Source organism: Cellulosimicrobium sp. CUA-896 (assembly GCF_001942335.1).
Taxonomy (GTDB): Bacteria; Actinomycetota; Actinomycetes; order Actinomycetales; family Cellulomonadaceae; genus Cellulosimicrobium.
In genome coordinates this window covers 1-13632 of the sequence record NZ_MKKH01000051.1, presented here as the reverse complement: position 1 = coordinate 13632, position 13632 = coordinate 1, and the positions used below count along the sequence as shown (strand labels likewise).

The following is a 13632-nucleotide window of genomic DNA, read 5'->3' as shown; positions in this document are numbered from 1 at the left end:
GAGCCGGAGCCGGAGCGCGCGGCACGCTGAACCGTTCGTCCCGTCCGCCCGACCGGCCCCGCCCCGCCCCGGCCCGCCGGGCGCCGACCGCCCCCGCCCCGGCCGCCGGGCGCCGGACCGCGTCAGTCGCGCGCGTAGCGGCGCACGAACGCCTCGAGGATGCGGCGCGGGTGGCGGACGTCGCCCCGGCGCACCGTCGCCTCGACGTCGCCGGCCGTCTCGGGCGGGAAGTACCCGTAGTCCCGGTACACCCCGATGCGCGTGACGATCCCCTCGAGGTCGAGCTCGGGGTGGAACTGCGTCGCGTAGAGGTTCTCCTTCACGCGGAACATCTGCACCGGACACGCGTCCGACGTCGCGAGCAGCACCGCGTGCGGCGGCAGCTCGCGCACGGCCTCCTTGTGCCCGGCGTAGGCCTCGAACGCGTCGGGCAGGCCGGCGAGCAGCGGGTCGGCACGGCCCTCCGGCGTGAGGCGGACGGTCACCGGCCCGATCGGCTCGGCGAACGTGGCGTCGACGACGGCGCCCTCGTGCAGCCCGAGCGTCCCGACGCCGTAGCACGCGCCGAGGAACGGGAAGTCCCGGTCGACGATCTCGTCGAGCAGCGGGGCGAGCTCGCGCTCCACACGGCGCTGCACGTCCGACTTCTCGTCGTCCGGCTTCGCGGAGTCGAACGGGCTGCCGCCGACGATCACGCCCGAGTAGTCGTCGAGGTCGAGCGCCGGCAGCGGGCCGGCTTCCATGCGCACGCGCTGGAGCTGGTCGTCGCGCAGGCCGGCGAAGCGGAGGACGGCCGCGTGCTCGCCGTCCGCCGCGACGTCCTCCGCACGCGAGGCGAGGAGCAGGAAGGGCCGCACGCGCGACAGGCTATGCGGCCCGCCCCGTCCTCGCCCGGCGCGGTGCCGAACCCCGGTTGCGCGCCACGCAAGCCGTTCCGTGACGCACGACCCGGGGTTCGGCAGAGCCGCGGTCACGTCCAGCGGAACAGCTTCACGCCCAGCGGCAGCAGGACGGCGGTCCACGCCGCCATGACGACGAGCTGCAGCGTCGGGACGCCGTCCTCGAACCACCCCGCGGTCATCGCCTGGGCGGCCGCGCCCAGGGGCGTGTACTGCCCGACCTCCCGCACGACGTCCGGCATGATCGGGCCGGGTGTCCACAGCCCCGACAGGAACAGCAGCGGGAAGTAGATGAGGGTGCCGACGGCCGACGCGGTGCTCGCGCGGGGCGCGCGGGCCGCGACGAGCGTGCCGAGCGCGAACATCGACGTGACGGCGAGGACGAACGCGAGCGCGACGGTGCCGACGCTGCGCGGGGCGGGCAGCCCGAAGACGAGCTCGCCGACGCCGAGCGCGACGAGCGACCCGAGCAGCACGGCCGCGAGGTTGATCAGCAGGTGCGCGACGACGATGCCCTGCGGACGCATCGGCGTCGTGGAGAGCCGGCGCAGCACGCCCTTCTCGCGGAACGTCGCGAAGTAGACGGGCATCGTCGTGAGCGCGGGGGTCGCAATCGCCGCGGCCACGACGACCGGCGCGAAGGTGGCGATCGGCGTGAGCCCTTGCCACGGCGGCGGCGCGTCGGTGATCGGGTCGCGCATGCCGGGGATGGCGAACCCGACGCCGACGAGCAGGACGGTGGCGAACACGAGCGAGAAGAACACGGTGCCGGCGTCGCGCGTCCACAGCCGCGCCTCGGTGGTCAGCAGGGTGCCGAAGCCGCGCCAGCCGCTGCGGGGCCTGCGCGCGACCGGGCGCGTCGTGAGCGCGGTCATCTCGGGTCTCCTTCCGCGGGGGCGGCCTCGGCCGCCGGGTCGTAGGTGCGGCCGGTCACGGCCACGAAGACGTCCTCGAGCGAGCGGGAGACGGTGCGGACGTCGTCGGGCACCACGTCCTGCTCGGCGAGCGCGAGCACGACGGCGGGCAGCACCCGCCGGGTCCCGGTCACCTCGATGTCCCGCCCGGCACCCGCGACCGACGCGACGTCGGCGAGCCCGGCGATGGTGTGGAGGGCGAGGTCGTGCTCGGCGGCGGGGACGCGCAGCCGCATCGTCCGCGAGTCGTCGAGCGCGTCGATCAGCTCGGCCGGGCTGCCCTGCGCCACGACCCGGCCCGCGTCGATGATCACGAGCCGGTCGCACAGCCGCTCGGCCTCGTCCATGAAGTGCGTGACGAGCAGGACCGTCACGCCGCGGTCGCGCACGCGCTCGACGAGCTCCCACGTGGTGCGGCGCGCCTGCGGGTCGAGCCCGGTCGTCAGCTCGTCGAGGACGGCGACGCGCGGGTCGCCGACGAGCGCGAGCGCGATCGACAGCCGCTGCTTCTGCCCGCCCGACAGCTTCGCGTACGCCACGCCGCGGTGCGGGGTCAGGTCGAGGAGCTCGAGGAGCTCCTCGACGTCGGCCGGCGACTCGTAGAAGGACGCGTACAGGTGCATCGCCTCGGCGACGGTGATCTTCTCGTTGAGCGCCGACTCCTGGAGCTGGACGCCGAGCACGTCGCGGATCCGCTCCGGGTGCCGCTGGGGGTCGACGCCGAGCACGCGGACGGTGCCGCCGTCGGCCTCACGCAGACCGGCGAGGCACTCGACGGTCGTCGTCTTGCCGGCGCCGTTCGGCCCGAGGACACCGAAGATCTCCCCGCGCGCGACGGAGAAGCTGACGTCCTCGACCGCGACCGTGCGCCCGGGCGAGCCCTTCGCCCCCGGGTACGTCTTGCGCAGGTTCCGGACCTCGATGACCGGGCCGGCGTCGTCGGGCGCGACCGGTCTCGCCTCGGGGACGGCGGACGTGCGGCGCGCAGGGGGTGGTGCGGCGGTCATGGCGACCTCCTCCAGGGTGTGCGGGGCCGCCGGGCGGCACCGGTGGTGCCCGTGGCGACGGGCGGCTCGGGGGTGACGGTGGCCGCGGCACGGCGAACCGGACGGAGCGGCAGGACGGAGCGGCACGGGGCCGCGGTGCGCGGCGCGCCTAGTCGACGGCGCGCAGCGGGACGTCGCGGACGAACCGGTGGAGCAGGACGACCGCGAGCGCAGCGGCGACGACCCCTCCGGCGAGGCCGAGCCAGGCGGAGGTGCCGTCCAGGCCGAGGGCCCGGGCGAAGGCCTCACCGAAGAAGCCCGACTGCAGGACGAGCTCGCTCAGGGCGACGGGCACGAGCGCCAGGGGCAGCAACGCGGTGCCGAGCCACCCGCCCGTGCGGTAGTAACCCAGAGCGATCGTCGTGCCGGAGAGGTAGTACACGACGCAGAAGACCGTCTGGACGAGGAGGACGAGCCCGAACTGCGAGCCGTCGTCGTAGAGCTGGCCGTGCGGCCACGCGGTCTGCCACCCGAGCCGGTCGTACAGCCACCGCTCGGCCCACGCGAGGAGCGCCGCGACGAGCCCGAACGTGACCCCGACGACCGCAGCGCCCGCGACGGTCCCGTGCAGGAAGGACCGGCGCGTCCCGCCGGACGCGAGGTGGACCACGACGAGCGTCAGGGGCAGGACGATGCCCATGACGAAGAGGAAGAACTTCGCCGACCCGGCGGGGCCGTTCAGGGCGCTGACGTCGACGTCGCCGGCCCGCGACTGCGCGGCGACGATGATGCCGCCGACCGCGAGGGCGATCGCCCAGAACCACACGCCGATGTACCACGTGGCTCCGACCATGTACTCGGCGGTCGCGCGCACGCCGCGGCGGTGGTGGGCCGCGACCACGGCCCGGCGCGCCTGCTCGGTCGTGGGCCGTGGGGCGCCGCCGGCCCCGGCGAGATCGGTCATCGCTGCGCCTCCCGGTCGCGCCCGGTCTCCCGGGTGAGGTGGACGAACAGGTCCTGGACCGCGACGGCCCCGAGCTCGAGGCCCGCGTCGGTCGCGCGCCGCCGCTGGGCCGCGTCGAACGCGCCGAAGAGGGTGACCTGGGCGGTGCCGCCCAGCCGCTGCCGGGACAGCACGCGGCGACCGTCGACGAACTGCTCGACGACGTCCGCGGGACCGACGAGGCTCACACCGCGCGCCCGGACGTCCTCCACCGGCTCGGCGAGCAGCACCCGCCCCCGGTCCACGACGACGACGTCCTCGAACAGCCGCTCGACCTCGTCGATGAGATGGCTCGACAGCACGATCGTGCGCGGGTGCTCCGCGTAGTCGGCGACGAGGGCGTCGTAGAACGCGTACCGGCTGGGCGCGTCCATGCCGAGGTACACCTCGTCGAAGATCGTCAGGGGCGCACGCGAGGCGAGGCCGATGACCGCGCCGAGCGCGGAGCGCTTGCCGCGCGACATCTCGTCGGGCTTCTTGCGGAGGTCGACCTCGAGCTCGTCGAGGAGGCCCGCGGCGAGGTCGCCGTCCCAGAGGGGCCGCGCGTCGGCGTAGTGCGCGAGCGTGTCCTTCGCCCTGTCGTCGCCCCACACGTCACCGCCCTCGCGGACGAGCTGGGTGTGCATGACGGCCCAGGGGTTCTCGAACGGGTCCTCCATCGCGCCGGCGGGGCCGACGAGCACCTGGCCGGCCGAGGCCCGGCGGAACCCGGCGAGGAGCGCCAGGGCCGTCGTCTTGCCGGCGCCGTTGCGCCCCAGCAGTCCGGTGATCGTGCCCGGCCGGACGGTGAGGCTCGCGCCGCCGAGGGCCGGAGCCTCGTCCCGGCGGCGGTAGCGCACGACGACGTCCCGCAGCTCGGCGCCGAAGGGCGGCGGGGCGGTGGTGGGCTGGGCTGGCCGGGCGGTCATGGCACCTCTCCGGTCGGTGTCGGGTGGTCCACGGTGGACGGGCTCGGGCGACGGGCTCGGGCGACGGGCGCGGCGGTCAGACAGGCGTGCCGGTCGGGGACCCGCTCGTCGGCGCGACCCCGTCGACGCCGCCGTCGGGGCCGTCCCGGCCGAGGACGTAGTCGACGATCTGGGCCGTCGGGATGTCGAGGACGGCCGCCTGCGCGAGCGCCGGGGCGAGGACCTCGTCGAAGAACCGTGCGCGGTACCGGGCGAGCAGGCGCTCGCGCGCACCGGGCGCGACGAACATGCCGAGCCCGCGCCGCTTGTAGAGCACGCCCTCGTCGACGAGCTGGCCGAACGCCTTGGCGGCCGTCGCCGGGTTGATGCGGAACGTCGTGGCGAGCTCCGTCGTCGACATGACCTGCTCCTCCTCCGCGGTCTCCCCGGCGAGCACCTGCGCACGGATCATCTGGGCGATCTGGAGGTAGATGGGCTCGGGGCCGTCGAACATGCCGCCCGTCCTCTCCGCTCGCCGCTGTCCCGTGGTTCGTTACTCCACTAATGAACCACAGGACGCGGCGCTGCACAAGGGATCCGGCGCTCCGGGCCGCGACACCGCGCGCGCCGGCCGAGGAGGCAGGACGCTGGGAGACGACCGGAAGGGCACGAACGGGGCGGTGGAGCGTGGGAGGAGCGTACGAGCTCGCAGGCGGCACGCCGTGGGCGGAACCGCTCAGCACCTGGACGAGCCTCGCGTTCGTGCTCGCCGGTGCGGCGATCGTGCACGGAGCCCTGCGGCGCGAGGCTCGGGCCACCCGCAGCCCGCGCCTCGCGCTCGGCGTGCTGGTCGCGCTCGTCGGGATCGGGTCCGTCGTGCAGCACGGCCCGTCGCCGTCGTGGAACGCCGTCGTCCACGACCCGCCCCTGCTGGGCGTGCTCGCACTCGTCACGGCCGACGCGCTGGCCGACCTCACCGGTCGCCGCCTGCGGACGTGGTGGTGGCTCGTCCCCGCCCTCGCCGACGTCGTGCTCGCCGCGGCCGGCGGCCCCGCGTCGACGCTCGCGCAGGCGCTCGCTGCCGCCGTCGCCGTCGTCGCGGGAGCCGTGCGGGCGTGGCGACGCCCCGCCGTGCGACGCCGCACCGTGGTCGCGCTCGCCCTCCTCGGCGTGGGGAGCGCGGTGGGGACCCAGAGCCGGCCGGGGTGGCCGCTGTGCGACGCGGACGGCCCGCTCGGGGTGACGGTGCAGGGTCACGCCGCATGGCACGTCCTCGCCGCGGTCGCGCTGTGGGTGCTCGCCCCGACGCTCGGGACGCGGCGACCGACCGTGCAGCCGGACGTGCGGCCGGACGTGCGGCCGGACGCGGCGGCGCCGACGCCGAGATAGAGCCGCAGGCCGCGAGGTAGAGCTCGTGGAGCTCTATCTCGCGGCCTGCGGCTCTATCTCGCGGTACCGCGGCGTCAGGCCGGCGCGGACGCCGCGGCGGAGACCCCCGCGGACGCGCTGCGGACGGCGTCGAGGTCGGCGGCGACGAGCTCGGCGATCTGGACCGCGTTGAGCGCGGCGCCCTTGCGCAGGTTGTCGTTCGACACGAACAGCACGAGGCCGCGGCCACCCGGCACCGACTGGTCGGTCCGGATGCGCCCCACGAACGACGGGTCCGCGCCCGCCGCCTCGAGCGGGTTCGGGACGTCGGCGAGCGCGACACCCGGCGCGGCGGCGAGGATCTCGCGCGCACGGTCGGGCGTGATCGCCGCGCCGAACTCGGCGTGGATCGCGAGCGAGTGGCCGGTGAAGACCGGCACGCGCACGCACGTGCCGGCCACCGCGAGCTCGGGCAGGCCGAGGATCTTGCGCGACTCGTTGCGCAGCTTCTTCTCCTCGTCCGTCTCCTCCAGGCCGTCGTCGACGATCGACCCCGCGAGCGGGACGACGTTGAACGCGATGGTGCGCGGGAACGTGGAGGGCTCGGGGAAGTCGACCGCCCCGCCGTCGTGCACGAGGCCCGCGAGACCGGCACCCTCGGCCGCGGCGCCCGCCTCGGCCTGCGACCGGAGCTCGTCGGCACCGGCGAGACCGGACCCGGACACCGCCTGGTACGTCGCGACGACGAGCCGCTCGAGCCCGGCCTCGTCCGCGAGCGGCTTGAGGACGGGCATCGCGGCCATCGTCGTGCAGTTCGGGTTCGCGACGATGCCCTTGCGCGCCTCGCGCAGCGCGGCCGGGTTCACCTCGGACACGACGAGCGGGACGTCGGGGTCCATGCGCCACGCCGACGAGTTGTCGACGACGACGGCGCCCGCCTCGGCGAAGCGCTCGGCGTGGGCCTTCGACGTCGCGCCCCCCGCGGAGAACAGCGCGACGTCGATCCCGCGCAGGTCCTCGGTCGGCGTCGCCGCGACGTCCTCGACGACGACGTCCTGCCCGCGCCACGGCAGCGTCGAGCCGGCCGACCGCGCGGACGCGAAGTAGCGGATGCTCGCGACGGGCACGTCACGCTCCTCGAGCAGGCGGCGCATCACGGCGCCCACCTGGCCCGTCGCACCCACGACGGCGACGTTCAGGGCCCGGGCGGTCGCGGGCACGGCAGAGTTCTCGGTGCTCATGATCGGTTCCTCTCGTCGTCGGGTCAGCGGCCGGTGCCGGCGTAGACGACGGCCTCGCCCTCGCCGTCGAGGTCGAACGCGCTGTGCACGGCGCGCACCGCGTCGTCCAGCTTGTCCTCGCGCGTGACGACCGAGATGCGGATCTCCGACGTGGAGATCATCTCGATGTTGATGTCCGCGTCGCGCAGGGCCGCGAAGAACTTCGCCGAGACGCCCGGGTGCGACCTCATGCCCGCACCGACGAGCGAGAGCTTGCCGATCTGGTCGTCGATCTGCAGCGACTCGAACCCGAGCTCGTCGCGCGCGGCGGACAGCGCCGACGAGGCCGCCTTCGCATCGCCCTCGGGGAGGGTGAACGAGATGTCCGTCAGGCCCGTGCGGGCGGCCGAGACGTTCTGGACGATCATGTCGATGTTCACGCCCGAGCTCGCGACGACCTCGAACAGGCGCGCGGCCTTGCCCGGGACGTCCGGGACGCCGACGACCGTGATCTTGGCCTCGCTGCGGTCGTGCGCGACGCCGGAGATGATCGGGGCTTCCATGGCGGCCTCCTCGGGGGCAGCTGCTGCGGTGATGTCGGGGGCGGAGAGCGTGCCGGGGACGCGGTCCCAGACGGCGACCGGCACGCGGAGGTCGCCGTTGAGGGCATGGGTGACGTGCGCGTCCGCGCTGACGAACGTGCCCTCGCGGCCGGAGAACGACGAGCGCACGTGGATCGGCACGCCGTACCGGCGCCCGTACTCCACGCAGCGCAGCGCGAGGACCTTCGCGCCGCTGGCCGCCATCTCCAGCATCTCCTCGTAGGTGATGCGGTCGATCTTGCGCGCGGTCGGGACGATGCGCGGGTCGGCGGTGAACACGCCGTCGACGTCGGTGTAGATCTCGCACACGTCGGCGCCGAGGCCGGCGGCGAGCGCGACGGCGGTCGTGTCCGACCCGCCGCGACCGAGCGTCGTCACGTCGTTCGTCGACTCCGTGACGCCTGGAAGCCCGCGACGATCGCGACATGGCCCTTCTCGACCGTCTCGCGGATGCGGTGCGGGACCACGTCGACGATGCGCGCCTTGCCGTGCACCGCGTCCGTGATGAGGCCCGCCTGCTGCCCGGTGAACGACTTCGCCCGGACGCCCAGGTTGGTGATCGCCATCGCGAGCAGCGACATCGAGATGCGCTCGCCCGCGGTGAGGAGGATGTCCATCTCCCGCTGCGGCGGGAGGGGGGTGACCTGCTGCGCGAGGTCGATGAGCTCGTCCGTCGTGTCGCCCATCGCCGAGACCACGACGACCACGTCGTTCCCGGCCCGCCTCGCCTCCGCGATGCGCTTGGCCACCCTCTTGATGCTCTCGCGTCCGCCACTGACGAACCGCCGTACTTCTGCACGACAAGTGCCACGTGCTGCTCCATCTGTCGCCGGCCGCCGTCTTTCTCAACGGTCCGCCGGGTGCTTGTGGGACCGTCGATGATAGGCACGGGTCCCCGCCGCCGGCCAAGCGGGTCCCGCGATGCGGGCCGCTCGGCGGCCGCCTCACGCCCCGCGTCGCGGCCGCTCGCGGGTCAGGCGAGGTCGACGACGACGTCGTACCCGAGCTTGAGGATCAGCGCTCCCACGACGACGACGAACACGACCCGGACGAACCCGCTGCCCTTGGCGACCGCCATGCGCGCGCCGATGTACGCACCGAGGAGGTTGGCGGCCCCCATGACCAGACCGAGGCCCCAGAGCACCGCGCCGTAGGGCACGAAGAAGATGAGCGCGCCGGCGTTCGTCGCGAAGTTGGCGATCTTCGCGAGCGCCGAGGCCGGCAGGAACGCGTAGCCGAGGATGCTCACGAGCGAGATGACGAAGAACGTGCCGGTCCCCGGTCCGAGCAGCCCGTCGTAGGCGCCGATGACGAGCCCGATGCCGGCGGCCGCCCACCGGTGCCCGTTGCCCTCCCAGCGCAGGGCGGTGGTGTGGCCGATCCTCGGCCGGGCGACCGTGTACACGGCCACCCCGACGAGCACGACGAGGATGATCGGCGTGAACAGGTCGGCGGGGATGCGCGACGCGAGCGCCGCCCCGCCGATCGCGCCGACGAGGGCCGCGAGCGCCATCGGCCCGGCCGTGCGCAGGTCGGGGCCCACGCGGCGGTAGTAGGTCAGGGCGCTCACGGACGTCCCCATGATGCTCGCGAGCTTGTTCGTCGCGAGCGCCTGCACCGGGCTGATCCCCGGCACGAGCAGGAGCGCGGGGAGCTGGACGAGGCCGCCTCCGCCGACGACGGCGTCGATCCAGCCGGCGGTGAGCGCGGCGAGCACCAGGAGGAGGAGGGTCAGTCCGTCGATCTCGAGCCCACCGGACGACGGGAGGGCGAAGGCGGGCAGCACCCCCCAGTGGTACCACGCGGGCGCACCGCACCCGTGCGACGTCCGCGCTCCCTCGGGGCGCCGGCGGGCACCCGCGTCGGTGACAACGCGTAACGCAGCGGTTACGCTTCGAGGGTGGACGTGTTCGAGGCCGTCGCCGACCCGGTGCGCCGGGAGCTGCTCCACGCCCTGAGCGGGACGGACATGACCGCGGGCGAGCTCGCCGCGACGCAGGCCGCGGTCTCGCGTCCCGCGGTGAGCCGGCACCTGCGCGTGCTGCGCGACGCCGGCCTCGTGGACGTCGCCGCGCAGGGCCGCCTGCGCGTGTACTCGCTGCGCCCGGACGCGCTCGCCCCGGTGGGCGCGCTGGTCGCCGCACTGACCTCGCCGGCGCCGCCGGTCCCGGCACGAGCCCTCGCCGGCCTCGACCTCGAGGTCCGCCGCACCACCCACGAACGCCGCACCGCCCACGGCGCGGCCCGGCACGAGGAGAGCGCATGAGCGACACCACGACACCGGCCGGCCCCGGCCGGCCCGCGGCGGCCCAGGCCCCGGTCCCGCGCGGCACGGTCGAGCACGGCCCGGCGGGCCCCGAGCTCGTCGTCACGCGCACGTTCCGGGCCCCCGCCACGGACGTGTGGGCGAGCCTGACCGAGCCGGGGCGGCTCGCGCGGTGGATCGGGTACTGGGAGGGCGACCCGGCGACCGGCCGCGTGCAGTTCTTCATGACGGCCGAGAGCGACGACCCGGAGCCCGAGGAGTACCGCATCACGCGCTGCGAGCCGCCGTACCGGTTCGCCGGCGACACGGCCGTGGGCGACGAGACCTGGCACCTGGGCTTCGAGCTCACGGAGGCGGACGGCGTCACGACGCTCGTGTTCCGCCAGGTGCTCGGCCCGGCCGACGACGCGAAGGACGTCGGGCCCGGCTGGGAGTACTACCTCGACCGGCTCGCCGCGGCGCGCGACGGACGGGATCCTGCCGACATCGCGTGGGAGCCGTACCTCACCGCGCTCGGCGACCACTACGCGCGGGCGGCCGCCGGGTCCTGACGGCGCACCGGCCGGACGGCGTCAGGCGTGCACCGCGGGCCCTCACGCGTGCAGCGCGTCGTACTCCGCCTCAGCCGCGACGTCGTCCTCCACGTCCAGGCGCAGGTGGGCGAGGGCGCTCTGCAGGACGCGCAGCGCGCTGGCCGCGCGCTCGCCCCACAGGGACACGTACGAGAACTGCCACCACCACAGGCCCTCGACCTCGCGCCCGGCCTCGTAGTGCTGCAGGCCCTTGGCGAGCGCCTCCGCGACGCACGCGAGGTCGCCCGACAGGGTCGCGCTCGCGACGTCCGGGCCGACGAGCGGGTCGGCGATCTCGACGTAGTCGTCGAACCCGTCGAACAGGCGCGACAGCGCGGTGCGCAGCGGGTCGAGGTCGGTGTCCGGGCCCGCGTCCGGCTCGAAGCGCTCGACGGGGACGACGTCGCCCATCGCCCCGAGGCGTGCCCCCGCCGCGAGGACGTCCGACAGCGCGAGCAGCAGCAGGGGCAGCACCGCACCCTGCGCGGCTCCCCCGGCGACCTGCGTCGTCGTCGTCAGGTACGCCCGCGCCTGCTCGGCCATCGACTCCGCGATCTCGCGGAGGTCCGGGTCGTGCTCGATCTCCCCCATGCCCCTGTCCTTCCGTCAGCCGCCGACGAGCCGGCGACCCTCGAACGCCCTGCCGAGCGTCACCTCGTCGGCGTACTCCAAGTCTCCCCCGACCGGCAGCCCGGACGCGAGGCGCGTCACGCGCAGCCCCATCGGCCCGAGCATGCGCGCGAGGTACGTCGCCGTCGCCTCGCCCTCGACGTTCGGGTCGGTCGCCAGGATCACCTCGGTGACCTGGCCGTCCGCGAGCCGCGCCATGAGCTCGGAGATGCGCAGGTCCCCCGGCCCGACGTTCTCGATCGGGTTGATGGCGCCGCCGAGCACGTGGTACCTGCCGCGGAACTCCCGCGTGCGCTCGATGGCGACGACGTCCTTCGGCTCCTCGACGACGCAGATGACCTCGGGCGAGCGCCGCGGGTCCGCGCAGATGCGGCACCGCTCGGACTCGGCGACGTTGCCGCACGTGTCGCAGAACCGGACGCGGGCCTTGACCTCGGTCAGCGCGTCGACGAGGCGGCGCACGTCCGCGGCGTCCGTGGCCAGGAGGTGGAACGCGATGCGCTGCGCGCTCTTGGGGCCGACGCCGGGGAGTCGGCCGAGCTCGTCGATCAGGTCCTGGACCGCGCCTTCGTACACTCCCCCAGCCTACGGTGCGCCGACCACGGGCTCCGCCCGCCTCGCGGTCCACCGAGCACCGGTCCGCCGAGGGACACGACGATCCGTGGCGGCCGGGTCAGCCGTCCTGCTGCTGGATCTCCTCGAGCACCTTGCCGTCGAGGAGTTTCACGACGAGCGCCGCGCCGACGAGCCCCGTCGAGACGATGTCCGGGTCGTCGCGCGAGGGCAGGTCGTCCTCCGCGGGGTCCGCGGTCGGGGGCGCCGGGTGCGCCGGACCGCGGAGCGCGGCCTCGCGGTGTGCGGCGGCACGCCGTTCCGCCGCCTGGCGCGGCGTCTCGCGCACGGTGCCCGAGGGCGCCGAGGGCCGTTCCTGGAGCACGGGCTCCGGCTCGGGGCCGTCGTCGAGGTCCGCCGGCGGCTCGGCGAGCCGGGCGCCCGCGAGCCATGCCTCGTCCGCCGCGTCCACGGTGGGTGACGCGGTCGACGGTGCGGACGGCGCCGGCCGACCGCGCGCGGGCACCTCGGCGCCGCCGTGGCCGAGGGCGTCGGCGCGGTGGTGACCGGCGCGTGGTGATCGGCGCCGTGGTGACCGGCGCGCCCGCGAGCCACGCCTCGTCGGCGGCGTCGACCACGGCGCTCGGCGCGGGGGGCGCCTCGGGGCGCTCCTGGAGCGCGACACCGCCGCTCGGCGCCGCGACCACCGGCGCGTGCCGACCGCTCGCGACACCGCCGCCGCGCCGGACGCCCGCGGGGACGCGGCAGGAACCGTCGCGGGCACCGGGGCCGACGCGGACCCGGACGGCGCCGCGGTCGGTGCCGGAGCGGACGGCGCTGCCGGCGCCGCAGGGCCGCTCTGCGCCGTCCCGGGACGCCGGTCGTGCCGGCGCGTCGGCCGGCTCACCGGCCTCGCCGCCCGGGCCAGGGCCCGCCGGCCCCGAGGGTGCACCGCCGCCGTACCCGCCCGGCCCTTCCTCGGCGAGGCGGGCCTCGACCCGCACCTGGAGACCGAGCGTCTGGTAGACCGCGTCCTGCACCGCGCCGGTGTGGCGCGACGACGAGAACGTCCGCGCGAGGCCCGACGACGGGAACGCGAGGTGGAGGACGTCCGGCCCGAGCTCGGCGACCTGCGCGTTGGTGCTGACGAGCGACCACGTGACCCTGCTCGCCCGGAGGGTCTCGAGGACCTCCGGCCAGCGCCGGCGCAGCTCCTCCGTCGTCATCGCGGGCGAGGCTCCGGAAACGGGCGTCGGCGCGCCGGCCGGGGACTCCACCTCCCCGGCGTCGGGCTCCCCGTCCTCGGCCGCGGGGCGGCCGTCCGCCGGCGCGTCGGACGCGACGTCGTGGGCCACGGGCTCGCCGGGCGCCCCGGGGCCCGTCGCGGGCACCTCGCGTGCCGGCGCGGGATCTGCGGCAGCGGGTTCGGGCGCCGACGGCGCGTCCGTGACGGACGCCGGGCCCGACGCGCCGTCCCGCGTCCCCAGAGGCGCCACGTCGGGAGCCGCGTCCCCAGAGGCGCCACGTCGGGAGCCGCGTCGGACGCGGCTCGGAACCGGCGGCCGGCTCGGAACCGGCGGCGGGCTCGGACGTGGCGGCGGGCTCGGACGCAGAGACCGGCTCGGACGCGGCGGCGGGGACGCTCGGGGCCGCGTCGGAGCTCTCCTGAGCCGCCGCCGTCGGCGCGTCGGCACGCTCGGTGGCGGGCCCGGCACCCCGGGCGGGTCGGAGCG

At 75.5% G+C, this 13632-nt stretch carries 15 protein-coding genes; 3 read left to right on the top strand and 12 right to left on the bottom strand.

The window, feature by feature from the left end; translation table 11 throughout:
• Positions 1–122: 122 nt before the first annotated feature.
• From BJF88_RS14335 to BJF88_RS14310, 6 genes are all read right to left on the bottom strand, one after another.
• Positions 123–857, bottom strand: coding sequence for a glutamine amidotransferase (locus tag BJF88_RS14335; RefSeq protein WP_075829307.1), 735 nt, complete (start codon positions 855–857; stop codon positions 123–125).
• A gap of 113 nt (positions 858–970) precedes the next feature.
• Positions 971–1774 (bottom strand): ABC transporter permease, encoded by an 804-nt coding sequence (locus BJF88_RS14330; protein ID WP_075829306.1) that lies wholly within the window; start codon positions 1772–1774, stop codon positions 971–973.
• Positions 1771–2820: an ABC transporter ATP-binding protein gene (locus tag BJF88_RS14325; protein WP_083649160.1), complete on the bottom strand. Its 1050-nt coding sequence runs from the start codon at positions 2818–2820 to the stop codon at positions 1771–1773. The genes BJF88_RS14330 and BJF88_RS14325 overlap by 4 nt, the downstream gene beginning before the upstream one ends.
• Positions 2821–2968: 148 nt before the next feature.
• The gene (locus BJF88_RS14320) at positions 2969–3763 is read right to left on the bottom strand and encodes a hypothetical protein (RefSeq protein WP_075829305.1); all 795 of its coding nucleotides are present in this window, start codon (positions 3761–3763) and stop codon (positions 2969–2971) included.
• On the bottom strand, positions 3760–4710 hold the full coding sequence (locus BJF88_RS14315) for an ATP-binding cassette domain-containing protein (protein WP_075829304.1): 951 nt from the start codon (positions 4708–4710) through the stop codon (positions 3760–3762). The genes BJF88_RS14320 and BJF88_RS14315 overlap by 4 nt, the downstream gene beginning before the upstream one ends.
• 76 nt (positions 4711–4786) lie before the next feature.
• Entirely contained in the window at positions 4787–5203 is a 417-nt protein-coding gene (locus tag BJF88_RS14310) for a GntR family transcriptional regulator (protein ID WP_083649159.1), read from the bottom strand.
• Between the two features lie 173 nt (positions 5204–5376).
• On the opposite strand from BJF88_RS14310, the gene BJF88_RS14305 reads away from it, so the two are divergent.
• Positions 5377–6078 (top strand): hypothetical protein, encoded by a 702-nt coding sequence (locus tag BJF88_RS14305; protein WP_075829303.1) that lies wholly within the window; start codon positions 5377–5379, stop codon positions 6076–6078.
• 74 nt (positions 6079–6152) lie between these two features.
• On the opposite strand, the gene BJF88_RS14300 is transcribed toward BJF88_RS14305, so the two are convergent.
• The 3 genes from BJF88_RS14300 to BJF88_RS14290 all read right to left on the bottom strand — a co-directional run bounded on the left by BJF88_RS14300 (position 6153) and on the right by BJF88_RS14290 (position 9665).
• Positions 6153–7298, bottom strand: a complete 1146-nt coding sequence (locus BJF88_RS14300; RefSeq protein WP_075829302.1) for an aspartate-semialdehyde dehydrogenase — start codon at positions 7296–7298, stop codon at positions 6153–6155.
• Between the two features lie 23 nt (positions 7299–7321).
• The gene (locus BJF88_RS14295) at positions 7322–8683 is read right to left on the bottom strand and encodes an aspartate kinase (protein WP_369824630.1); all 1362 of its coding nucleotides are present in this window, start codon (positions 8681–8683) and stop codon (positions 7322–7324) included.
• A 169-nt stretch (positions 8684–8852) separates the two neighbouring features.
• Entirely contained in the window at positions 8853–9665 is an 813-nt protein-coding gene (locus BJF88_RS14290; protein WP_255372047.1) for a TSUP family transporter, read from the bottom strand.
• Between the two features lie 114 nt (positions 9666–9779).
• Here BJF88_RS14290 and BJF88_RS14285 point away from each other — a divergent pair, with 114 nt between their 5' ends.
• Together BJF88_RS14285 and BJF88_RS14280 are read left to right on the top strand one after the other, a co-directional pair.
• Entirely contained in the window at positions 9780–10145 is a 366-nt protein-coding gene (locus BJF88_RS14285) for a helix-turn-helix transcriptional regulator (RefSeq protein WP_075829301.1), read from the top strand.
• The gene (locus tag BJF88_RS14280; RefSeq protein WP_075829300.1) at positions 10142–10696 is read left to right on the top strand and encodes an SRPBCC family protein; all 555 of its coding nucleotides are present in this window, start codon (positions 10142–10144) and stop codon (positions 10694–10696) included. The genes BJF88_RS14285 and BJF88_RS14280 overlap by 4 nt, the downstream gene beginning before the upstream one ends.
• A 42-nt stretch (positions 10697–10738) precedes the next feature.
• Here BJF88_RS14280 and BJF88_RS14275 read toward each other — a convergent pair whose 3' ends face one another.
• The 3 genes from BJF88_RS14275 to BJF88_RS14265 form a co-directional block, all read right to left on the bottom strand.
• Entirely contained in the window at positions 10739–11308 is a 570-nt protein-coding gene (locus tag BJF88_RS14275) for a DUF5063 domain-containing protein (RefSeq protein ID WP_075829299.1), read from the bottom strand.
• Between the two features lie 15 nt (positions 11309–11323).
• Positions 11324–11923, bottom strand: a complete 600-nt coding sequence (gene recR / locus BJF88_RS14270) for a recombination mediator RecR (RefSeq protein ID WP_075829298.1) — start codon at positions 11921–11923, stop codon at positions 11324–11326.
• A gap of 97 nt (positions 11924–12020) precedes the next feature.
• A complete protein-coding gene (locus BJF88_RS14265; RefSeq protein ID WP_139316091.1) occupies positions 12021–12371 on the bottom strand; it encodes a hypothetical protein in 351 nt (116 codons plus the stop codon).
• Positions 12372–13632 lie beyond the last annotated feature (1261 nt).

What these genes read in the sequence shown, in the direction of transcription:
- BJF88_RS14330 (WP_075829306.1), bottom strand. Translation starts at nt 1,774, where the DNA reads ATGACCGCGCTCACGACGCGCCCGGTCGCGCGCAGGCCCCGCAGCGGC.
- BJF88_RS14325 (WP_083649160.1), bottom strand. Translation starts at nt 2,820, where the DNA reads ATGACCGCCGCACCACCCCCTGCGCGCCGCACGTCCGCCGTCCCCGAG.
- BJF88_RS14320 (WP_075829305.1), bottom strand. Translation starts at nt 3,763, where the DNA reads ATGACCGATCTCGCCGGGGCCGGCGGCGCCCCACGGCCCACGACCGAG.
- BJF88_RS14315 (WP_075829304.1), bottom strand. Translation starts at nt 4,710, where the DNA reads ATGACCGCCCGGCCAGCCCAGCCCACCACCGCCCCGCCGCCCTTCGGC.
- BJF88_RS14310 (WP_083649159.1), bottom strand. Translation starts at nt 5,203, where the DNA reads ATGTTCGACGGCCCCGAGCCCATCTACCTCCAGATCGCCCAGATGATC.
- BJF88_RS14300 (WP_075829302.1), bottom strand. Translation starts at nt 7,298, where the DNA reads ATGAGCACCGAGAACTCTGCCGTGCCCGCGACCGCCCGGGCCCTGAAC.
- BJF88_RS14280 (WP_075829300.1), top strand. Translation starts at nt 10,142, where the DNA reads ATGAGCGACACCACGACACCGGCCGGCCCCGGCCGGCCCGCGGCGGCC.
- BJF88_RS14275 (WP_075829299.1), bottom strand. Translation starts at nt 11,308, where the DNA reads ATGGGGGAGATCGAGCACGACCCGGACCTCCGCGAGATCGCGGAGTCG.